Origin of the sequence: Pseudomonas sp. DG56-2 (genome assembly GCF_004803755.1) — a bacterium.
Taxonomy (GTDB): domain Bacteria; phylum Pseudomonadota; class Gammaproteobacteria; order Pseudomonadales; family Pseudomonadaceae; genus Aquipseudomonas; species Aquipseudomonas auratipiscis.
The window spans coordinates 4253147-4273489 of the sequence record NZ_CP032311.1; the positions used below are offsets into that span (position 1 = coordinate 4253147).

Annotated in this window: 18 protein-coding genes, 4 tRNA genes and 1 riboswitch; of the genes, 2 read left to right on the top strand and 20 right to left on the bottom strand. The window is 58.4% G+C overall.

The features are described 5' to 3' along the window. Nucleotides 1-2: 2 nt before the first annotated feature. Nucleotides 3-599 (bottom strand): phosphonate metabolism protein/1,5-bisphosphokinase (PRPP-forming) PhnN, encoded by a 597-nt coding sequence (gene phnN / locus D3Z90_RS19470; protein WP_136477563.1) that lies wholly within the window; start codon nt 597-599, stop codon nt 3-5. Between the two features lie 344 nt (nt 600-943). Here phnN and D3Z90_RS19475 point away from each other — a divergent pair, with 344 nt between their 5' ends. Beyond that, complete coding sequence (locus D3Z90_RS19475) at nt 944-1270, top strand: Arc family DNA-binding protein (protein ID WP_038616878.1); 327 nt, start codon at nt 944-946, stop codon at nt 1268-1270. Between the two features lie 65 nt (nt 1271-1335). Here the strand turns inward: D3Z90_RS19475 and mgtE are convergent, their stop codons facing one another. The 8 genes from mgtE to alaS form a co-directional block, all read right to left on the bottom strand. Next, nucleotides 1336-2778, bottom strand: a complete 1443-nt coding sequence (gene mgtE, locus D3Z90_RS19480) for a magnesium transporter (protein WP_136477564.1) — start codon at nt 2776-2778, stop codon at nt 1336-1338. A 332-nt stretch (nt 2779-3110) separates the two neighbouring features. Next, a tRNA-Arg gene (locus tag D3Z90_RS19485) sits at nt 3111-3187 on the bottom strand. Between the two features lie 77 nt (nt 3188-3264). Next, nucleotides 3265-3341: transfer RNA gene (locus D3Z90_RS19490), tRNA-Arg, on the bottom strand. A 76-nt stretch (nt 3342-3417) separates the two neighbouring features. Continuing rightward, nucleotides 3418-3494: transfer RNA gene (locus D3Z90_RS19495), tRNA-Arg, on the bottom strand. Between the two features lie 108 nt (nt 3495-3602). After that, a tRNA-Ser gene (locus D3Z90_RS19500) sits at nt 3603-3693 on the bottom strand. A gap of 72 nt (nt 3694-3765) precedes the next feature. Further along, nucleotides 3766-3954 carry a carbon storage regulator CsrA gene (csrA, locus tag D3Z90_RS19505; protein ID WP_002554426.1) on the bottom strand — a complete coding sequence of 63 codons (189 nt, stop codon included), beginning with the start codon at nt 3952-3954 and terminating at the stop codon, nt 3766-3768. Nucleotides 3955-4135: 181 nt separating this feature from the next. Next, nucleotides 4136-5371, bottom strand: a complete 1236-nt coding sequence (locus tag D3Z90_RS19510) for an aspartate kinase (protein WP_136477565.1) — start codon at nt 5369-5371, stop codon at nt 4136-4138. Nucleotides 5372-5459: 88 nt separating this feature from the next. Further along, a complete protein-coding gene (alaS, locus tag D3Z90_RS19515; RefSeq protein ID WP_136477566.1) occupies nt 5460-8078 on the bottom strand; it encodes an alanine--tRNA ligase in 2619 nt (872 codons plus the stop codon). A gap of 235 nt (nt 8079-8313) precedes the next feature. Further along, nucleotides 8314-8465, top strand: a riboswitch (FMN riboswitch). Nucleotides 8466-8558: 93 nt separating this feature from the next. On the opposite strand from alaS, the gene D3Z90_RS19520 reads away from it, so the two are divergent. Further along, entirely contained in the window at nt 8559-9065 is a 507-nt protein-coding gene (locus D3Z90_RS19520; protein WP_136477567.1) for a 6,7-dimethyl-8-ribityllumazine synthase, read from the top strand. A gap of 65 nt (nt 9066-9130) precedes the next feature. On the opposite strand, the gene astE is transcribed toward D3Z90_RS19520, so the two are convergent. From astE to D3Z90_RS19575, 11 genes are all read right to left on the bottom strand, one after another. Continuing rightward, a complete protein-coding gene (gene astE / locus D3Z90_RS19525) occupies nt 9131-10138 on the bottom strand; it encodes a succinylglutamate desuccinylase (protein WP_136477568.1) in 1008 nt (335 codons plus the stop codon). 10 nt (nt 10139-10148) lie between these two features. Further along, the gene (locus D3Z90_RS19530; RefSeq protein ID WP_136477569.1) at nt 10149-10439 is read right to left on the bottom strand and encodes a topoisomerase II; all 291 of its coding nucleotides are present in this window, start codon (nt 10437-10439) and stop codon (nt 10149-10151) included. 14 nt (nt 10440-10453) lie between these two features. Continuing rightward, entirely contained in the window at nt 10454-11803 is a 1350-nt protein-coding gene (gene astB / locus D3Z90_RS19535) for an N-succinylarginine dihydrolase (protein ID WP_136477570.1), read from the bottom strand. 24 nt (nt 11804-11827) lie between these two features. Further along, the gene (gene astD / locus D3Z90_RS19540) at nt 11828-13294 is read right to left on the bottom strand and encodes a succinylglutamate-semialdehyde dehydrogenase (protein ID WP_178084221.1); all 1467 of its coding nucleotides are present in this window, start codon (nt 13292-13294) and stop codon (nt 11828-11830) included. Further along, on the bottom strand, nt 13291-14316 hold the full coding sequence (astA, locus tag D3Z90_RS19545) for an arginine N-succinyltransferase (RefSeq protein WP_136477572.1): 1026 nt from the start codon (nt 14314-14316) through the stop codon (nt 13291-13293). The genes astD and astA overlap by 4 nt, the downstream gene beginning before the upstream one ends. 74 nt (nt 14317-14390) lie before the next feature. Further along, nucleotides 14391-15410 carry an arginine/ornithine succinyltransferase subunit alpha gene (gene aruF, locus D3Z90_RS19550; protein ID WP_136477573.1) on the bottom strand — a complete coding sequence of 340 codons (1020 nt, stop codon included), beginning with the start codon at nt 15408-15410 and terminating at the stop codon, nt 14391-14393. Nucleotides 15411-15541: 131 nt separating this feature from the next. Beyond that, nucleotides 15542-16762: an aspartate aminotransferase family protein gene (locus D3Z90_RS19555; protein WP_136477574.1), complete on the bottom strand. Its 1221-nt coding sequence runs from the start codon at nt 16760-16762 to the stop codon at nt 15542-15544. Between the two features lie 279 nt (nt 16763-17041). Further along, on the bottom strand, nt 17042-18022 hold the full coding sequence (argR, locus tag D3Z90_RS19560; RefSeq protein ID WP_136477575.1) for a transcriptional regulator ArgR: 981 nt from the start codon (nt 18020-18022) through the stop codon (nt 17042-17044). Nucleotides 18023-18120: 98 nt separating this feature from the next. Next, a complete protein-coding gene (locus tag D3Z90_RS19565; protein WP_136477576.1) occupies nt 18121-18885 on the bottom strand; it encodes an ABC transporter ATP-binding protein in 765 nt (254 codons plus the stop codon). Between the two features lie 66 nt (nt 18886-18951). Beyond that, a complete protein-coding gene (locus D3Z90_RS19570) occupies nt 18952-19650 on the bottom strand; it encodes an ABC transporter permease (protein WP_136477577.1) in 699 nt (232 codons plus the stop codon). Continuing rightward, complete coding sequence (locus tag D3Z90_RS19575; RefSeq protein ID WP_136477578.1) at nt 19647-20336, bottom strand: ABC transporter permease; 690 nt, start codon at nt 20334-20336, stop codon at nt 19647-19649. The genes D3Z90_RS19570 and D3Z90_RS19575 overlap by 4 nt, the downstream gene beginning before the upstream one ends. Nucleotides 20337-20343 lie beyond the last annotated feature (7 nt).

The following is a 20343-nucleotide window of genomic DNA, read 5'->3' on the forward strand; positions in this document are numbered from 1 at the left end:
CTTTATCGCCCGCTGAGCACTCCGCGCTCACGCAACAACGCCATTAACTGCGCGACGGTGTCCTCAAGCTGGCCAGAATTGTCCAGTACGCATACAGTTTGATCGGCCAATTGCAGCTGCTGGCTGCGCGCCAAGCGCTGTTCGATATCTTCCACGCTCTCCCGTCCGCGGCCCAACAAGCGTTGGCGCAGCACTTGGGGATTAACGGTCAGCAGTATCGCGAGCAAACCAGGGTAACGCTTGCGCGCCTCGCCCAGGTGCGCGCGTGAACCGTTTACCAGCACTGTACGCCCCTGCTGCAACTCGCTATCGATGTCCTTGGAAATGCCATACGCAAGGCCGTTGGCTCGCCAGCTCAACGCAAACTCACCCGCCGCGCACATTTGCTCGAAGCGTTCGAGGGAAACACTGATGGCATCCTCGCCCTTGGCTTCAGGGGAACGGGTTATTACCCTGCGCGCGATGAAAACGTTGCGCTCGAGCAATTTTGCCCGGGCCGCATCGATCAAGGAGTCTTTGCCGACCCCCGAAGGCCCCATCAAATAAATCAAAGCCCCAGAGAAGGCTGTACGGGGTTCGGCGCTTGCGTCATGCTGCATAGCCACTATGCTCATTGGTAAGAAAGCTTGCGCATTTTAGACGCTTTCCACACGCTTTTTCGCCTGTTACCTACACGGTTTTGCTCTATCTACCGACGGGCTGCAATATGGAAAAATGTTAGCTTTTCAAACCAGTGCTCATTTCTGATAATTGGTACTGGCAAAAAGCCTTTATCCGGTTCAATATTTGTCACAGAATTGACGCCAAGGAACCGGCGACAATGAGGCATGATCCAACCCTCATTCACAATTCAGGTTGAACATTTTGTCACCGTGATGGTCGTACTGTGATCGTGCGGCCAATTTCGAGAACCGCTTCCCCTGAACTAAAACCGGTCAATTATATGCGCCCAATGAAACAGGCTGTTTACTCAAGCCGCACCGCTGACAAGTTCGTCGTCCGCCTCCCCGACGGAATGCGTGAGCGCATTGCCGAGGTAGCGCGCCACCACCACCGCAGCATGAACTCTGAAATCATCGCCCGCCTGGAACAGAGCCTGATCCAGGAAGGAGCTTTGGGTGATGAACTGAGCATGCGCCTGGACAGCCCAGAACTGTCACTGCACGAGCGCGAGCTGCTGCAACGCTTCCGTCAACTTTCCCATCGCCAGCAGAACGCTCTGGTGGCGCTGATTGCCCACGATGTCGAGATGGCTGCAGACGCCTCCTGAAGATCGCCAACGCAATTGAAAAAGCCAGCGTAAGCTGGCTTTTTTGTGGCTGCGATTTGCCCTAACTAGAGCAGGAAGATAGTAGCCAGCCCCAGGAAGATGAAGAAGCCGCCACTGTCGGTCATTGCTGTGATCATCACGCTGGCCCCCATGGCCGGGTCACGACCAAGGCGCGCCAGGGTCATTGGAATCAAGACCCCCATCAATGCCGCAAGCAACAGGTTGAGTGTCATTGCTGCAGTCATCACGACACCCAGTGACCAACTGCCGTACAGCAGGTAAGCCACCACACCGATTACACCACCCCACACCAAGCCATTGATCAAGCCGACCGCAAGCTCTTTGCGCATCAGGCGCGTGGTATTGCCGGGGCTGACCTGGTCGAGCGCCATGGCCCGCACGATCATGGTGATGGTCTGGTTGCCGGAGTTGCCCCCAATGCCGGCAACGATGGGCATGAGTGCCGCCAAGGCCACCAGCTTCTCGATCGAACCTTCGAACAGGCCGATCACGCGCGATGCCACGAAAGCAGTGATCAGGTTGATCGCCAGCCACGCCCAACGGTTGCGCAACGAACGCCAGACCGAAGCGAAGATATCTTCTTCTTCGCGCAGACCGGCCATGTTCAGAACTTCGGTCTCACTTTCCTCACGGATCAGGTCGACCATCTCGTCGATGGTCAAACGGCCGATCAGGCGACCATTCTTGTCCACTACCGGTGCAGATACCAGGTCGTAACGCTCGAAGGCCTGAGCCGCGTCGTAGGCATCCTCCTCCGGGTGGAACACCACCGGGTCGTCGGCCATGACCTCGGCGACTTTCTTGTCCGGGTCGTTGACCAGTAGACGCTTGATCGGCAGCACACCCTTGAGAATGCCGTCGTAATCGACCACGAACAGTTTATCGGTATGCCCTGGCAGCTCCTTGAGCCGACGCAAATAACGCAACACCACTTCGAGACTGACATCTTCGCGGATGGTCACCATCTCGAAGTCCATCAGCGCACCGACCTGCTCCTCGTCGTAGCTCAGCGCAGAGCGGACGCGCTCACGCTGCTGGCCATCAAGGGTTTCCATCAGCTCATGGACGACGTCACGCGGCAACTCGGGCGCCAGGTCAGCCAGTTCGTCGGCGTCCATCTCCTTGGCGGCTGCGAGCAACTCATGATCGTCCATGTCGGCGATCAGTGTTTCTCGAACAGAGTCGGATACTTCCAGCAGAATGTCGCCGTCGCGCTCGGCCTTGACCAACTGCCAGACAGTCAGACGATCGTCCAGCGGCAGGGCTTCAAGAATATAAGCGACGTCAGCAGAGTGCAGGTCATCGAGCTTACGCTGCAGCTCGACGAGGTTCTGGCGGTGAACGAGGTTTTCTACCAGGTCGTGGTGATGACCTTCCTGCCGATGGGTCAGGTCTTCGACCACGCGTTGACGCTGCAGCAGTTCGACCACCTGGGCCAGGCGATCCTGCAAGCTCTCTTGCGTCTTTTTTGCTTCGATTTCAGTCATAGGCGAACTCCACTCCCAGCAGCGGAGCACGCCGGGAGAATCAATCAGTCAGATCTTGATTGGCAAAACTTGCTATTGAGTAACTACTGGGTAAGTCCATGGTGGTATTCCACAAGCCCCGGCGGGGCTGACGGGCGCAATCATACACCGCTTGACCTGTCAGGGGGCTGAAAAAATCGCGGTTAGAACAATCGTTTGCGAGACATAGCTCAGACAACCTGCGCATCTATCAGTGCGACGGTAACCAAGATAAAAAAAACACATGTCAGCAATAAAAAGATAGGACACGGAAAAGCAAAAAGCCCGCCTAAGAAGGCGGGCTTTCTGTTGTATGGTGCACTCAGGAGGATTCGAACCTCCGACCGCTCGGTTCGTAGCCGAGTACTCTATCCAGCTGAGCTATGAGTGCAGGGTTGGCGCTTGATAGACCAGATCACCTCTGGTTGCAGCTGAAGCAACTTTCTAGAAGAAAACTGCTTCGTCGTATGGTGCACTCAGGAGGATTCGAACCTCCGACCGCTCGGTTCGTAGCCGAGTACTCTATCCAGCTGAGCTATGAGTGCAGGGTTGGCGCTTGATGGACCAGATCACCTCTGGTTGCAGCTGAAGCAACTTTCTAGAAGAAACCGCTTCGTCGTATGGTGCACTCAGGAGGATTCGAACCTCCGACCGCTCGGTTCGTAGCCGAGTACTCTATCCAGCTGAGCTATGAGTGCATTTGTTACCGCGCATTATAGGCCGCTAAATCTTTTTGCCAACCACTTTTTCGTTTAATTTCAACGACTTACGCGATTCAGGCTGATTACAGCGTCCTACATGAATAATGGCGGAGAAGGGGGGATTCGAACCCCCGATACCCTTGTGAGGTATACTCCCTTAGCAGGGGAGCGCCTTCGGCCACTCGGCCACCTCTCCGCAACACGGGGCGTATAATAACCAGAGCCTTCCCCGTTTGCAAACTCTTTTTTGAAAAAAAATCGATAAAAATTAATGGCTTGGTTCTTCGTCCTTCTCTTTCTTGATCCGCAGGTAGATTTCCTCGCGGTGAACGGCCACTTCTTTAGGCGCATTCACACCGATTCGTACCTGGTTTCCTTTGACGCCGAGCACGGTCACGGTGATTTCGCCGTCGCCAATGATTAGGCTCTCGGCGCACCGACGAGTCAGAATCAGCATATCTTTCTCCTCACGAAGTTCAGTTCAGGGATAACAGTCTGCAAAAAAGGGCTTGAGCCTTTAGCCCGTGACGGCCAACGACCTACGCCTAAGTATTGACCAGTGCGAGCAAAACAACAGATTTCTCACACCCGCCAGAAACGCGAAGGGCGCGGCTAAGCCGCGCCCTTGAGGCATTGCCTTACTCACCCTGTCGGGCGGGGGCGTCCAGTTCGAATGCGGTGTGCAGCGCGCGCACCGCCAGTTCCAGGTACTTCTCTTCGATCACCACCGAGACTTTGATCTCCGAGGTAGAGATCATCTGGATGTTGATGCTTTCTTTAGCCAGTGCTTCGAACATACGGCTAGCGACACCTGCGTGGGAGCGCATGCCGACACCCACGATCGAAACCTTGGCAATGTTGGTATCACCTACAACTTCACGTGCGTTGAGCTCCTGGGCAGTAGTTGCCAGAACCTTGTGCGCCTTGTCGTAGTCATTGCGATGCACGGTGAAGGTGAAGTCGGTGGTGTTATCGTGCGAAACGTTCTGCACGATCATGTCGACTTCGATGTTCGCGGCACTGATTGGGCCGAGGATCTTGAAAGCAACGCCCGGGGTATCCGGTACGCCGCGAATGGTCAGCTTGGCCTCATCGCGATTGAAGGCGATGCCGGAAATGATCGGCTGTTCCATGGATTCCTCTTCATCAATAGTAATGAGGGTACCCGGACCCTCCTGGAAGCTGTGCAGTACGCGCAGCGGAACGCTGTACTTGCCGGCGAACTCGACGGCACGGATCTGCAGCACCTTGGAACCGAGGCTGGCCATCTCCAGCATCTCTTCGAAGGTAATCTTGTCCAGGCGCTGAGCCTGGGACACCACACGTGGATCAGTGGTGTAGACCCCATCTACATCGGTGTAGATCTGGCACTCGTCAGCCTTCAGTGCTGCCGCCAGGGCTACACCGGTGGTGTCGGAACCGCCGCGCCCGAGGGTGGTGATGTTGCCTTGCTCGTCGACGCCCTGGAATCCTGCAACCACAACCACCTTGCCGGCCTTGAGGTCACCACGGATTTTTTGATCGTCGATCTGCAGGATGCGCGCCTTGTTGTGCGCGCTATCGGTGAGAATGCGTACCTGGTTACCGGTGTATGACACCGCAGGAACCCCACGCTTCATCAATGCCATGGCCAGCAGGGCAATTGTTACCTGCTCGCCAGTGGAGACGATCACATCCAGTTCACGTGGAACTGGCTGATCGCTGATCTGCTTGGCCAAGTCGATCAGGCGATTGGTTTCGCCACTCATCGCCGACAACACGACCACCAGGTCATCGCCGGCCTCGCGGAATTTCTTGACCTTGTCGGCAACCTGTTCGATTCGCTCGACCGTGCCGACCGAAGTGCCGCCAAATTTCTGTACGATCAACGCCATTTCAAAGCCGCCTCAGCCCATGAAGGGCACCCAATAAACATTCAAACGACACAGCGGCCCGCCACTAGACGACGGGCCGAACAGTGCCTTAAACGCCCTGCTCCACGAATGGCACGGTCAGGGCCAGCGCGCTGTCCAGCGCTGCGGTGTCAACGCCACCGCCTTGCGCCATATCTGGACGACCGCCACCCTTGCCGCCCACGGCGGCAGCGGCTTGCTTCATCAAATCACCGGCTTTGAGTTGGCCAGTCAGGTCTTTGGTCACGCCTGCAACCAGTACAACCTTTTCCTCATGGACACTGCCGAGCAGGATCACTGCGCGGCCGAGTTTGTTCTTCAGTTGATCGACCAGCGCCAGCAGCGCCTTGCCGTCCTGACCATCCAGGCGCGCGGCCAGGACCTTGACGCCCTTGACATCGACAGCCGTATTGGACAGGTCGTCGCCCGCAGCACTGGCAGCCTTGGCCTGCAGTTGCTCCAGTTGTTTTTCCAACTGACGGTTGCGCTCCAGCACTGCCGAGAGCTTGTCGATCAAATTGTCGCGACTGCCCTTGACCAGTTGCGCAGCTTCCTTGAGTTGCTCTTCGGCAGCATTGAGGTAAGCCAGTGCGGCTTCGCCAGTGACCGCTTCGATACGGCGCACACCGGAAGCAACACCCCCTTCGCTGATGATCTTGAGCAGGCCGATATCGCCGGTGCGCTTGGCATGGATACCGCCACACAGCTCGACGGAGAAGTCGCCACCCATGCTCAGTACACGCACGCTATCGCCATACTTCTCACCGAACAGCGCCATGGCGCCCTTCTGTTTGGCGGTGTCGATATCGGTCTCTTCGGTTTGCACCTCGGAGTTCTTGCGCACTTCGCGGTTGACGATGTCTTCCAGGGCCTTGAGCTGCTCTGGCTTGACGGCCTCGAAGTGGCTGAAGTCAAAACGCAGGCGCTGGCTATCAACCAGCGAGCCTTTCTGCTGTACATGATCACCCAGCACCTGGCGCAGCGCCGCATGCAGCAAGTGAGTAGCGGAGTGGTTCAGCGAGGTGGCGTGCTGCACATCGGCATCGACCGTGGCCTGGACCCTGGAGCCGACCACCAGCGTACCGCTGGCTACCTGGCCATGATGCAGGAATGCACCACCCGTCTTGGTGGTGTCGCGCACATCGAAGCGCATGTTGCCAGCCTGCAGGTAGCCGGTGTCTCCCACCTGGCCGCCGGACTCGGCATAGAACGGCGTGCGATCGAGGATCACAACGCCCTGCTCGCCTTCACCCAGTTGCTCGACGACTTTGCCGTCCTTATAAATAGCAACGATGTTCGCCTCGCCTTCAGTGGCGCTATAGCCAATGAACTCGGTCGGTACGTCGACTTTGACCAGGGTGTTGTAGTCCAGGCCGAAGGCGCTGGCGGAACGCGCGCGCTCACGCTGCGCTTCCATTTCCCGCTCGAAACCTTCTTCGTCGATGGTCAGCTCGCGCTCACGCGCGATGTCGGCAGTCAGGTCCATCGGGAAACCGTAGGTGTCGTAGAGTTTGAACACCACATCACCCGGTACCACGTTGCCCTTGAGTTCGGCCAGGTCCTGCTCGAGGATTTTCAGGCCCTGCTCCAGGGTCTTGGCGAACTGCTCTTCTTCAGCCTTGAGCACACGCTCGATGTTGGCTTGCTGCTGCTTGAGCTCCGGGAAAGCTTCGCCCATTTCGGTCGCCAGGGCTGCAACGATCTTGTAGAAGAAGCTGCCGGTGGCACCCAGCTTGTTACCGTGACGGCAAGCGCGGCGAATGATGCGACGCAGCACGTAGCCACGTCCTTCGTTCGATGGCAGCACGCCATCGGCGATCAGGAAACCGCAGGAGCGAATGTGGTCGGAGACTACCTTGAGCGACGACTGTTCTTCGTTCTTGCAGCCAATGGCAGCAGCAGAAGCATCGAGCAGACTGCGGAACAAGTCGATTTCATAGTTCGAGTGCACGTGCTGCATCACCGCACTGATACGCTCCAGGCCCATACCGGTATCTACCGAAGGTGCTGGCAGCGGGTGCAGTACGCCATCGGCAGTACGGTTGAACTGCATGAATACGTTGTTCCAGATCTCGATGTAGCGGTCACCGTCTTCTTCCGGCGAGCCAGGCGGGCCACCCCAGATGTCCGCGCCGTGGTCGTAGAAGATCTCGGTGCAAGGACCGCACGGGCCGGTATCACCCATGGTCCAGAAGTTATCGGACGCGTACGGTGCGCCTTTGTTGTCGCCAATGCGCACCATGCGCTCGACTGGCACACCAATTTCCTTGGTCCAGATGTCGTATGCCTCATCGTCGCTGGCATACACGGTCACCCAGAGTTTTTCCTCTGGCAGGCCAAGCACCTTGGTCAGGAAGGTCCAGGCATAGGTGATTGCGTCTTTTTTGAAGTAGTCACCGAAGCTGAAGTTACCCAGCATTTCGAAGAACGTATGGTGACGCGCGGTGTAGCCGACGTTTTCCAGGTCGCTGTTCTTGCCGCCCGCGCGCACACACTTCTGGCTGCTGGTCGCGCGGGTATAGGCGCGCTTTTCCTGGCCAAGGAAGCAATCCTTGAACTGGTTCATCCCCGCGTTGGTGAACAGCAGGGTCGGGTCGTTGCCCGGAATCAAGGAGCTGGAGGCAACTCGGGTGTGTCCCTGCTCTTCGAAGAAGCGAAGGAAGGCTTCACGGATTTCTGCGCTTTTCATAGGTTCTTCCACGGAAACGGCGGCCTGCGTCAAATTGACGAAACGACGGCAAAGGGCCGCATTATATCGGGCCTTAGGCCTGGGTGCAGTGTGTTTATGCTATAGAAACCGTCAATTGGACTGCTTGCAACGGTTTCCTCGATGAAATGGCATTCATCCGACAAAAAAATCGTTAGCAGCCTATACGTTCAAGCGGCGAATGTGCTAATAATTCGCTGCCGCCGACGACCGGTGGCAACGTTCTCAGGGCGGGGTGCAATTCCCCACCGGCGGTAATTGCGCGCAATGCGCATAGCCCGCGAGCGCTTGCAGGTTTGCCTGCAAGGTCAGCAGACCCGGTGTGATTCCGGGGCCGACGGTCATAGTCCGGATGAAGAGAGAACGGGATAGGCACCGCCGTGCCTGTCGCTGCGCACCTGCGTGGCGAAGTCCCTTTCGATCCAGATGCCCTGTTTCTCATACAAACAGGAGTCCGTTTCAATGCAACCTACCGCAATTGATAGCAAAAACCCTTCCCACGAGCGGATCGCGTTTATCCAAGCCTGCTGGCACAAGGATATTGTCGATCAGGCACGCAAAGCGTTCGTCGAGGAAATGCTCGTTTTGGGCTATCAGGCCAGTGACATCGACTTTTTTGAAGTCGGTGGCGCCTTCGAAATTCCCCTGCACGCCAAACTGCTGGCGCGTACCGGCCGCTATGCCGGCATCGTTGCCGCTGGTCTGGTCGTCGATGGAGGTCTGTATCGCCATGAATTCGTGGCCCAGGCGGTGATCAGCGGCCTGATGCAGGTGCAACTGGAAACTGAAGTACCGGTGTTTTCCGCGGTACTCACCCCGCATCACTTTCACGCAGGCGATGAGCATCAGAACTTCTACTTCGAGCACTTCCTGGTCAAAGGCGCCGAGGCAGCGAAGACCTGCGCCGACACCCTGCAGAAGCTGCGCGCTGTACGTCGCATCGAAGCGCCGCAAAAACGCGTAGGTTGATTGGCAGTGGCCGAGGTGGGAGCAACGCTTCTACCTTGGCCAACTGAGAACCGACAGGGTTTTACTCAGGCCAACTGATCGGGCGTAGTCGGCACCACTAGAATCCCCGCGCGCAATCCATTCTTGACCTTGGGGTTGGGGAAGATGATGCGAGCGCCCTCCTCCTCCACAATCCAGCGCGTATTGGCCAAGTCTTCGGCCAGCAAGTAGCCCTTGGACAGTTCCGAGAAGTTCTCGATATCCGCCGGCAGGTGCAGGTGGAAGCTGTCACTGTGCTTGATGATTTCGCGCGCTACGCTGAACAATTGCAAGCCATCCAGTGCTTCTGGCGCTTCAGGCTCGTTGCCTTCGATGATTTGCTTGAGGCGAGTTTCCAGTCGGTCGAGGTTGACCTGCTCGTTCTGCCCAAAGGGACGCGCTTTGCCGAGTTCCAGGGTAAAGGCTTCTGCACCCAGCTGCTCATAGGTGTATGCGGTAAAGGTCACTGAAGCCTTGCTCTGCAACAGCACGGCCTCCATGCCGGCTGCACGCAAGCGTGCCAACTCGCGACGCGAATGCTGACGACCGTCCTTGTAGGGGTACAAAGCGAACTGCTCGATTTTCGAACCACGAATGGCTGTGTGCAGATCGTAGTGCAGCCGGACACGCTCGGGCACACCGAAAAAGACCGCCGCCAAACGCTCTAGCTCACAAGCGCGCAGCGCTTCCGAACCACTGGAAAGCTCGTGCCGACCATTGAACAGGCGATTGACGTCCTGCTCGATGTAACGCTCGCCTTTACGGATTGCCTCGGGGTTGCCAAACAGAAACAGAATTCTGGCCCGCGGCTTGATTTCACCGCCGGCAATGCCGTGGAGCAGATCGTCGAGCAGCTCGATCGGCGCAGTTTCATTGCCATGGATGCCCGCCGAGAGCAGCAGGTCCATACCATTGTCACGAGCCTCTGGGGGACGCACCTCAAGCGCGCCCTCTCCGAGCCAGCGCATACGCACGCCGTCGACAGTCAGCTGGGTCTTCTCTGCCGGTTCACGACCGGCAAGGGTCAGTTCGAGCAGTTTGCCGAGGGCGAGCATGGGCTATTCCTTAGTGATGGTGGCCGCAATCAGGACCATGGACGTGATCTTCATCGTCGCCGGCATCTGCCGGTTCCATTTCCAGCTGCAGGCTTACCAGGTTGGTAGCCAACGGACGCAGCAGCAGGTTGGCGTACTCTTCGTCGTCTTCTTCGACGTCGACGCCGATCAGCAACTGACCACGGCCATCCTGCTGGATCCATACCTCCTTGCCTTGCCAGACCACCGCAAAGCGGGTGCAGGAAGTTTCCAGCTGGGTGCCATCTTCATCTTCAAGGATCAGTCGCAGGGCGTCGGACATAGTCGAGTTCTCTATCAAGGTTGGAGTTGGAACGGATAAACCGAACCCAGCTTCAGGATCTGGGTCAGTTCGTCCAGCGCAGCTCGACACTCCAGCAACAACTGCGGATCCGCCAGGTCGGTTTCAACCAGGCGGTCGCGGTAGTGCTTGTCGACCCACTGGGTCAGGGTGTCGTACAACGAAGGCGTCATGATAACCCCTGGATTGACCGCTGCCAGTTCAGTTTCTTTCAGCGCTACGCGCAAACGCAGGCAAGCCGGACCTCCGCCGTTTTGCATGCTCTGCTTGAGGTCGAAAACCTTGACCTCGCCAACCGGACCAGCCTGGCTGGTCAAACTCGCCAGGTAAGCCCAGACCCGCTCATTGTTGCGGCATTCTTCAGGCACGATGAGCAGCATCGAACCGTCGGCGCGGGACAACAGCTGACTGTTGAACAGGTACGAACGCACTGCATCCTCTACCGTCACAGCCGAGCGTGGCACGCAGATCGCCTTGAAGTTGCCACCCCGTTTAGCCAGTTTAGCCTGCAGTTGGCCAAGCATCGCCTCGGTCTCGAGGAAGGCGTCTTCGTGGTAGAAAAGCACCTCACCGTTGCCCACCGCGATCACGTCATTATGGAACACGCCCTGATCGATAACCGCAGGATTCTGCTGGCCGAAAACCACACCGTCCTCACTCAGGCCATGCAAGCGGGCGACCGCCTGGGATGCTTCGAGGGTCTGGCGCGCCGGGTATTTCTGCGGTGCTGGATAGCGGTTGTCAAAAGCACTGCGACCGTAGACGAAGAACTCCACGCCGGCTTCGCCGTAGCTGCGGCAGAAACGAGTATGGTTGGCAGCACCTTCATCACCGAACTGAGCCACTGCAGGCAGCGCGGCATGGTGAGCGAAATGTTTGCTGTCAGCGAACATCGCCCCAAGTACACGACTGGTGGTCGGGTGTTCGATGCTGCGGTGATATTTGCAATTGAGGTTGGCAGCGGTGAAATGGACGCGACCATCGGCCGTATCGGCACTTGGACTTACAGTGGCGGCGTTGGCGACCCACATGCTCGAAGCCGAGCAACTGGCAACCAGCAACGGCATCGCTTCTTTCGCGGCGCGCTGGATGACTTCTGCATCACTACCAGAGAACCCCAGGCGACGCAGGGCAGCAACGTCCGGGCGCTCCTGCGGAGCAAGAACACCTTGCTGGAAGCCCATTTCCATCAGCGCCTTCATCTTCGCCAGGCCCTGGAGTGCAGCTTCGCGCGGGTTGGAGCCCTGCTGGCTGTTGCTTTGCGAGGCAACGTTACCGTAAGACAACCCGCCGTAGTTATGCGTCGGTCCCACCAGACCATCAAAGTTCACTTCAAACGATTTCATCGGCAAGGCTCCGTGGACCTTTTGTTATAGGGAGACGCCTGGCGTCAGCGTGGCAGGCAGGGTCAGGCTGGCGGTCTCCAGCGAGGCTACCGGGTATGCGCAGTAATCGGCCGCATAGTAAGCACTGGCGCGATGGTTGCCGCTGGCTCCCACGCCACCAAAAGGCGCGCTGCTGGCGGCGCCGGTCAGTTGTTTGTTCCAGTTGACGATGCCGGCACGGCTTTGCAGCCAGAAGTACTGGTAGCGCGCGTGAGAATCGGACAGCAGACCTGCAGCAAGGCCGTACTGGGTATTGTTGGCCTCGGCAATTGCCGCATCGAAGTCGCTGTAGCGGATCACCTGCAGCAGCGGCCCGAAAAACTCTTCGTCAGGGCGGTCTGCAACCGCGGTGACATCGACGATACCCGGTGTCAGCAAGGCCGCCGATGCTTGTGGCTGAGTCATCTCCAGCAGCGACACACCACCGTTGCCCAGCAACTGCGCCTGGGCGTCGAGCAGGGCCTTGGCTGCAGCGAGTGAGATCACCGAGCCCATGAACGGCGCTGGCTGTTGATCGAAAGCGCCAACAGTGATGTTTTTGCACACCTCGACCAGACGCCTGATCAGCGAGTCACCCCACGCACCTTGCGGCACCAGCAGACGGCGAGCACAGGTACAGCGCTGACCTGCCGAGATGAAGGCCGACTGGATAATGGTGTAGACCGCAGCATCCAGGTCTTTGACCTCGTCCACCACCAGCGGGTTGTTGCCGCCCATCTCCAGCGCCAGAATCTTGTCCGGGCGGCCGGCGAATTGTTGATGCAGCAGGTTGCCGGTGCGACTGGAGCCGGTGAAGAACAACCCGTCGATACCCGAATTGGCAGCTAGGGCGACACCCGTTTCCCGGGCACCCTGAACAAGGTTCAAGACCCCCGCTGGCAGGCCGGCTTCGATCCAGCACTTGACCGTCAACTCGGCGACTTTCGGGGTCAGCTCACTGGGCTTGAACACCACGGTATTACCGGCCAGCAGCGCCGGAACGATATGGCCGTTAGGCAAGTGACCGGGAAAGTTGTAGGGGCCGAACACCGCCACCACACCATGGGGCTTGTGCCGCAGCACGGCGGTAGCATCGGCCAGCGGCCCACTTTTTTCACCGGTACGTTCGCGGTAGCTCTGCACCGAGATCGCAACTTTGTTGACCATGCTGGTCACTTCGGTAGCGGACTCCCAGAGTGGCTTGCCGGTTTCTTCACCGATGCAGCGCGCCAACTCATCGGCACTGGCCTTGAGTGCTGCGGCAAACGCTTCCAGCACACTGATACGTGCCTCCAGCGACTGCAACGCCCAGCCGTTGAACGCCTTGCGAGCGGCTTTGACGGCGCTGTCGACTTGTTCGGCGCTGGCCCCCTGCCCTTCCCAGACGACCTTCTGGCTGACCGGATCCAGTGATTGCAGCGCTTCACCCTGCCCTGCCTGCCAGTTACCGGCGATAAAGTGAGTCGTCATTATTTGGCCTCCCGGGCAGCAGACAGTGGCACGGCACGCACCTGGTCACCGGCACTCAGGCGCAAGCGTTTCGCGGTCAATGGATCGACCACCAGAGTGCCGGCCGCGAGGCGCGCTGGCGCCGCAGTAATGCGGCACTCTTCGCGCTTACGGTTATGAATGAGGAAAGGGGTGGCATCGTCGCCCGGCGTCCCTACCGCCAGTACCAGCGCCTGACTGTCCTGCACCGCACGGATCTTGCTGGTTTCGCACTCCACGGCAGGGCCTGCGTCGAAGATGTCGACATACCCCTGATAACTGAAACCTTCGCTTTTGAGCATAGCCAGCGCCGGCTCAGTGTCAGTGTGCACACGACCGATCACGCCACGTGCGTCTTCGGAAAGAAAGCAGGTGTACAGCGGGAACTTGGGCATCAACTCGGCGATGAATGCCTTGTTACCAACACCGGTAAGGTAATCGGCCTGGCTGAATTCCATCTTGAAAAAGTGGCGCCCCAGGCTCTCCCAGAATGGTGAACGTCCCTGCGCATCGGACATACCGCGCATCTCGGCGATAATCTTGTTGCCAAACAACTCGGCAAACTCGGCGATAAACACCATGCGTGCCTTGGCCAGCAGGCGACCGTTGAGGCCCGTGCGATAGTCACTGCGCAAGAACAACGAGCACAGTTCGGAGTTGCCGGTCAGGTCGTTGGCCAGGAACAGCGTCGGGATTTCCCGATAAATGTTCAGTTCTTGAGAAGCGCTGACAGTCAGGCCGACCCGGTAGTTGTACCAAGGCTCCCGCAAGCCGACAGCACCGGCAATTGCGGAAATGCCGACAACCTCACCTTCGTCGTTTTCCAGTACGAACAGGTAGTCCGCATCGCCGCGCTCAGCCTCGCCACGGAAGGTCTTCTCAGCCCAACTGACCCGGTGCGCCAGGCGCTCCTCATTGGCCGGCAAGGTAGTCAGGCCAGTGCCTGTGCTGCGCGCCAATTCGATCAGCGCCGGTAAATCGCTGCTGCATACGGGACGAACGATCATGCTATCTCCTCGGGCGGCGACCTGTGGCCACCGCGAAACTCGATCTGGGGTGCTCGGCTATCAAGCCGCAGGGGTCAAACCGCAACCAGGCGCACACTGGCGCCTTCACCGACGCCCAGGGCTTCGGCTGCTTCAAGACTCAAGGTGACCGGCTTGCCGGGCACCCAATCGAGCTCCAGCAATACGGCGCGGTAGTCCTGCAGTTGGCCGTTGCAGACCAGATAGGGACGCCCGCCCTTGACCTCCGTGCTATCGAGCTTGACCGGCACAACCCGGCTCTGGGCTATCGAACGGATGCTCGAGACCCGCGCATGCAATGTCGGACCGCCATCGAAGATGTCGATGTAGTGATCCGTCTCGAAGCCTTCACGCATCAGGATGTCGAAGGTGATCTGCGCACGTGGATGCACCTGGCCCATGGCCTCTTGCGCGGCATCGGGCAGCAGCGGTACGTAAATCGGGTAATGCGGCATCAGCTCGGCCAGAAAGGTCCGGCTTTTCAGGCCGCACAAGCGCTCGGCCTCGGCATAGTTGAGGTCAAAGAAGTTACGCCCGATGGCATCCCAGAATGGCGAATCACCGTTTTCGTCGCTGTAGCCCACGATTTCGGTCACCACCGAATCGGCGAAGCGCTCCGGGTGCGCGGCCATGAACAGCAGGCGGCCACGGGAGTTGAGCTCCGACCAGCCCGTACCGACCAGTTCCGGCAATACATAAAAGCTGGTGAGCAGGCTATTGCCTGTCAGGTCGTGACATTGCGAGAGCACATGAATCTTGTTGTGGATCTTCAGCTCACGCGAGGCGTGTACAAAGGTTTCATTACGGAAGCTGTAGAACGGCTCGGAATAGCCCGCCGACGCCACAATCGCCGAGCAGCCGACCAGCTTACCGGTAATGCTGTCTTCAAGGACAAAGAAATAGCTCTCTTCGCCGTTGAAACTGACCTCGGCAGCGAAGGAGGTCTCTGAAGCGGCAATCTTGTCGCTCAAACGACCGGCATCATCTGGCAAGGACGTGACACCAATGGGGCTGTCCGCTGCCAGACGCTGTACTTCGCCTAGATCAGCCACTTGCGCGGGGCGCATCACCAGCATGGTGTCACTCCTTTCGGGAAAACAGGCCAGCCATCGCCAGCACAGAAAAAAACAGCAGGTACCCTTGGGCACGTGCTCTGGAATTCGGATTCACCGGCCCCGAAGGACCGATGAACATACCTGGGCGTCAATCAAGCCTGGGTCAGTTTTGCTGCAGCACGCTCGAAACGGTCCAGACCTTCGTCGATGTCGGCATCTTCGACCACCAGGCTTGGGGCGAAACGCACAACATCCGGGCCTGCCTGCAGGACCATCAAGCCTTCTTGCTCGGCAGCGTTGAAAATATCCTTGGCCTTGCCTTTCCAGGCATCGGACAGCACGCAGCCAATCAACAGCCCCATGCCACGAACCTGGGTGAACAGCCCGTACTTCTCACCAATCTGCTCCAGGCGAGCCTTGAATTTCTGGTGTTTGGCCTTGACCCCAGCCAGCACCTCAGGGGTGTTGACCACGTCCATCACCGCATTGGCTACTGCGCAGGCCAGCGGGTTGCCACCGTAGGTGGTGCCGTGGGTGCCGACGGTCAGGTGCTTGGCCAAAGCTTCGGTGGTCAGCATGGCGCCGATCGGGAAACCGCCGCCCAGGCTCTTGGCGCTGGACAGGATGTCTGGTGTGACCCCGTAGTGCATATAGGCGAACAATTCACCGGTACGGCCAACGCCGGTTTGCACTTCGTCGAAGATCAGCAGCGCGTTGTGCTTATCGCACAGCGCACGCGCGCCTTCCAGGTAGGCCTGGTCAGCAGGGACCACACCGCTCTCGCCCTGGATCGGCTCGATCACGACGGCGCAGGTCTTGTCGGAAATTTGTGCCTTGAGGGCTTCCAGATCGTTGTATGGCACATGGCTGATGCCGGTGATCTTCGGACCGAAACCGTCGGAATACTTCGGCTGGCCACCCACGCTCACGGTGAACAGGGTACGACCATGGAAACTGTTAACGGTCGCAATGATCTCGTGCTTGTCCGGACCGAAACGGTCATGGGCCACGCGACGGGCCAGCTTGAAGGCAGCCTCGTTGGCTTCAGCGCCGGAGTTGCAGAAGAACGCGCGCTCAGCGAACGTGGCATCGACCAGCTTATGGGCCAACTGCAAGGCCGGCTCATTGGTAAACACGTTGGACACATGCCACAGCTTATTAGCCTGCTCGGTCAGCGCGCTGACCAGCGCCGGATGAGCATGTCCCAGAACGTTAACGGCAATCCCGCCGGCGAAGTCGATCAGCTCGCGGCCCGACTGATCCCAGACTCGGGAGCCCGCACCACGAACGGGGATGAAAGCCGCCGGTGCATAATTGGGAACCATTACCTGGTCGAAATCGGCGCGTTGCACCGGAGCTTGCTCAACGGACATCGGAGTCTCCTGAAGAGGAACGCCTGCCTGGAACTGGCGAGCGATGGGGGGATTGTAAGGACAGATTGGCGCGCTACCTTGTCGCCAAGCGACAACTTCTTATAGCGCCAAACCCTGTTTTACCAAGGCTTTCGGCAATGCGACAAATAGGGTCGCAAAGGCGCAGTTTAAACGGTGCGAGGGACGGGTGGGAGATTCTGTTCGGATGGATCAATCGCAGGCCCCTACCCTGTCCGGCCAGACCGAAATCCGGGCCTGCACCGCGAGGCGATTAAAACGTTAACCGCGTTCGGCAGGCACCGAGGACAGCTCGAAAGGACTGCTGCTTCGTCGCTGGTTACGGTCTTCACGTGGCGTTGCGCCAAAGAAGTTGCGATAAGCACTGGAGAAATGCGGGCCTGAGGAAAAACCACAGGACAAACCAATCTGGATGATCGACTTACTGGTCTGCATCAACATCTGTCGCGCCTTGTTCAGGCGCAACTCCAGGTAATACTGGCTGGGTACGCGATTGAGGTATTGCTTGAAGATGCGCTCCAACTGACGCCGCGACACGCACACGTGCTGGGCAATTTCGTCCGTGGTCAACGGCTCTTCGATGTTGGCCTCCATCAGCAACACCGCCTGGGTCAGCTTCGGGTGACTCGAGCCCAGGCGATTCTGCAATGGAATGCGCTGGCGCTCACCGCCCTCGCGAATCCGCTCGACCACCAACTCTTCAGACACCGCACCCGCAAGTTCAGCACCATGGTCGCGAGCCAGCACTGCCAACAGCAAGTCGATAACCGACATCCCGCCACATGCCGTCAGGCGATCACGATCCCAATCGAACAGGTGACTGGTGGCAATGACCTTGGGAAAGCGCTCAGCAAAATCATCCTGCCACCGCCAGTGCACCGCTGCACGGTAGCCATCGAGCAAGCCCAATTGCGCCAACGGATAAACCCCGGCCGACAGCCCGCCGACAACACAACCGGCACGGGCCAACTGCTTGAGAGCGCTGGCCAGCCCAGAGGCCACCGCTGCAGGTGGCTCATCCGCCAGCAAAAACAGTTTCTGGCAACCTTCCAGGCGCCCGACCCAAGGCTCGCCAGGCAGACGCCAGGCACCTTCAACGGCGGGTTCGGCCTGCAGGAACGACAACTCGTAGACCACCTCTGGATGCACCCGCTGAGCAACCCGTAAAACCTCTTCGGCCAGCGCCAGGGTCAGGGCTTTGGTGCTTGGCCAGATGAGAAAACCGATTCGCTGGGTGGTCATTGGGTGCGGTCCGAAACCTGAGAAAGGTCAAGAAGATAAAGCCCGGTCAGGCTGCGATCAGTTCGCAGCATGACCCATTTTGGTGCAAAACAGCAATCTTACTTCAGGCTGCCTGACAGGAATTGCTGCAGGCGCTCTGATTGCGGATTGACCAGCACTTCGCGCGGGTTACCGGCTTCCTCCACCAGGCCTTTGTGCAGGAACACCAACTGGTTCGACACTTCGCGGGCAAAGCCCATTTCGTGGGTGACGACCACCATGGTCCGGCCTTCCTGGGCCAGAGACTGCATGACCTTGAGCACATCACCGACCAACTCGGGGTCGAGCGCCGACGTAGGTTCGTCGAACAGCATGACCTCCGGCTCCATCGCCAGCGCACGGGCAATGGCCACACGCTGCTGCTCGCCGCCGGACATATGCCCAGGGTAGGCATCCTTGCGATGCGACACACCGACCTTGGCCAGGTAATGCTCGGCTTTTTCCAAGGCATCCTTTTTCGACATGCCGAGCACGTGAACCGGTGCCTCGATGATGTTTTCCAAGGCGGTCATGTGCGACCACAGATTGAAGTGCTGAAACACCATCGACAGGCGCGAACGCATGCGCTGCAACTGCTTGGGATCGGCCGCCTTCAGTGCGCCGTCCTTGTTGGCCACCAACTTGAGCTCTTCGTTGTTGAGCAGGATCTTGCCCGCATGCGGCTGCTCGAGCAGGTTGATGCAACGCAAGAAAGTACTTTTGCCCGAACCACTGGAGCCGATGATGCTGATCACGTCGCCCGCCTTTGCGGCCAGGGACACGCCCTTGAGCACTTCGTGACTGCCATAGCGTTTATGTAGGTCTTGGACTTGAAGTTTGTACATGCTGTCGGTTCTCACAAAGCTGTCAGTCTTGAGCTAACGCCCAGGGCAAAAAAGTTACCGCAGGCCTTAGCCCTTGCGCGGTGCCAGGTAGCCAAGCCAGCGGCGCTCGGCCAACTTGAACAGGCGTACCAGAATGAACGTCAGGCACAGATAGAACACGCCGGCAGTGATGTAGGCTTCGAACGGCAGGTAATACTGGGCATTGACCGTGCGCGCTGCGCCAGTGATGTCAATCAGGGTAACGATCGACGCCAGACTGGTGGTTTGCAGCATCATGATCACTTCGTTGCTGTACTGCGGCAGAGCCCGGCGCAACGCCGACGGCAGCAGGATGCGGCGATACATCTTGACCCGCGACATGCCCATGGCCTTGGCCGCCTCGATCTCGCCATGCGGCGTAGCCCTGAGGCTGCCGGCAATGATTTCCGCGGTGTAGGCACTGGTATTGATGGCAAAGGCCAGGCAAGCACAGAAGGTAGCGCTGGACAGCCACGGCCACAGGAAGCTCTCACGCACCGCCTCGAATTGAGCCAGTCCGTAGTAGATTAGGAACAACTGCACCAGCATCGGCGTGCCGCGAATCACATAGGTGTAAAGCCAGGCAGTCAGGTTGACCAGCGGCTGCTTGGAAACGCGCATCAACCCCAGTGGGATGGCCGTCAGCAAACCGAAGAACAGCGACAGCGCCAGCAACTTGAGGGTAGTCAGCAAACCACCCAGATACAGGGGCATCGCTTCCCAGATGACGTTGTAGTCGAAAATCATAGATCAGCCGCCTTTACGCCAACCGAGTAGCGCTTCTCGAGGTAACGCAGGGCCAGCAGCGAGACACTGGTGATCACCAGGTAAAGGGCTGCGACCGCCAAGTAGAAGGTGAAAGGTTCACGCGTGGCATCCGCGGCCTGCTTGGCCTTGAACATCATATCCTGCAGACCGACGACGGAAATCAGAGCCGTAGCCTTGGTCAGAACCAGCCAATTGTTGGTGAAACCTGGAATGGCCAGGCGGATCATCTGCGGCACCATGACCCTGAAAAACACCTGCAGACTGCTCATGCCATACGCCACGCCGGCCTCGGCCTGCCCTTTGGGAATGGCCATGAAAGCGCCGCGAAATGTCTCTGAAAGGTAGGCACCAAAAATAAAGCCCAGGGTGCCGACACCCGCTACCAGCGGATTGAGATCAATGTAGTCGTCGTAACCGAACAACGGCGCAACGCGATTGAGCAGGTCCTGACCGCCGTAGAAAATCAGCAGAATCAGTACCAGGTCGGGAATCCCGCGAATTACCGTGGAATACAGGTCACCCAGCCAGGCCAGCCAGCGCACTGGCGACAGACGCAGGGATACACCGATAAGGCCGAGTACAATGGCAAGGGCCATAGACGACAAGGCAAGCTGCAGCGTAAGCCACACGCCGTCGAGGATAACTGCCCCGTAGCCTTTCAACATGATGAGG

Excerpts from the sequence above, each read along its gene's own strand:
- phnN (WP_136477563.1), bottom strand. The coding sequence starts at position 599 with ATGCAGCATGACGCAAGCGCCGAACCCCGTACAGCCTTCTCTGGGGCT.
- D3Z90_RS19475 (WP_038616878.1), top strand. The coding sequence starts at position 944 with ATGCGCCCAATGAAACAGGCTGTTTACTCAAGCCGCACCGCTGACAAG.
- mgtE (WP_136477564.1), bottom strand. The coding sequence starts at position 2,778 with ATGACTGAAATCGAAGCAAAAAAGACGCAAGAGAGCTTGCAGGATCGC.
- csrA (WP_002554426.1), bottom strand. The coding sequence starts at position 3,954 with ATGCTGATTCTGACTCGTCGGTGCGCCGAGAGCCTAATCATTGGCGAC.
- D3Z90_RS19510 (WP_136477565.1), bottom strand. The coding sequence starts at position 5,371 with ATGGCGTTGATCGTACAGAAATTTGGCGGCACTTCGGTCGGCACGGTC.
- alaS (WP_136477566.1), bottom strand. The coding sequence starts at position 8,078 with ATGAAAAGCGCAGAAATCCGTGAAGCCTTCCTTCGCTTCTTCGAAGAG.
- D3Z90_RS19520 (WP_136477567.1), top strand. The coding sequence starts at position 8,559 with ATGCAACCTACCGCAATTGATAGCAAAAACCCTTCCCACGAGCGGATC.
- astE (WP_136477568.1), bottom strand. The coding sequence starts at position 10,138 with ATGCTCGCCCTCGGCAAACTGCTCGAACTGACCCTTGCCGGTCGTGAA.
- D3Z90_RS19530 (WP_136477569.1), bottom strand. The coding sequence starts at position 10,439 with ATGTCCGACGCCCTGCGACTGATCCTTGAAGATGAAGATGGCACCCAG.
- astB (WP_136477570.1), bottom strand. The coding sequence starts at position 11,803 with ATGAAATCGTTTGAAGTGAACTTTGATGGTCTGGTGGGACCGACGCAT.
- astA (WP_136477572.1), bottom strand. The coding sequence starts at position 14,316 with ATGATCGTTCGTCCCGTATGCAGCAGCGATTTACCGGCGCTGATCGAA.
- aruF (WP_136477573.1), bottom strand. The coding sequence starts at position 15,410 with ATGCTGGTGATGCGCCCCGCGCAAGTGGCTGATCTAGGCGAAGTACAG.
- D3Z90_RS19555 (WP_136477574.1), bottom strand. The coding sequence starts at position 16,762 with ATGTCCGTTGAGCAAGCTCCGGTGCAACGCGCCGATTTCGACCAGGTA.
- argR (WP_136477575.1), bottom strand. The coding sequence starts at position 18,022 with ATGACCACCCAGCGAATCGGTTTTCTCATCTGGCCAAGCACCAAAGCC.
- D3Z90_RS19565 (WP_136477576.1), bottom strand. The coding sequence starts at position 18,885 with ATGTACAAACTTCAAGTCCAAGACCTACATAAACGCTATGGCAGTCAC.
- D3Z90_RS19570 (WP_136477577.1), bottom strand. The coding sequence starts at position 19,650 with ATGATTTTCGACTACAACGTCATCTGGGAAGCGATGCCCCTGTATCTG.
- D3Z90_RS19575 (WP_136477578.1), bottom strand. The coding sequence starts at position 20,336 with ATGTTGAAAGGCTACGGGGCAGTTATCCTCGACGGCGTGTGGCTTACG.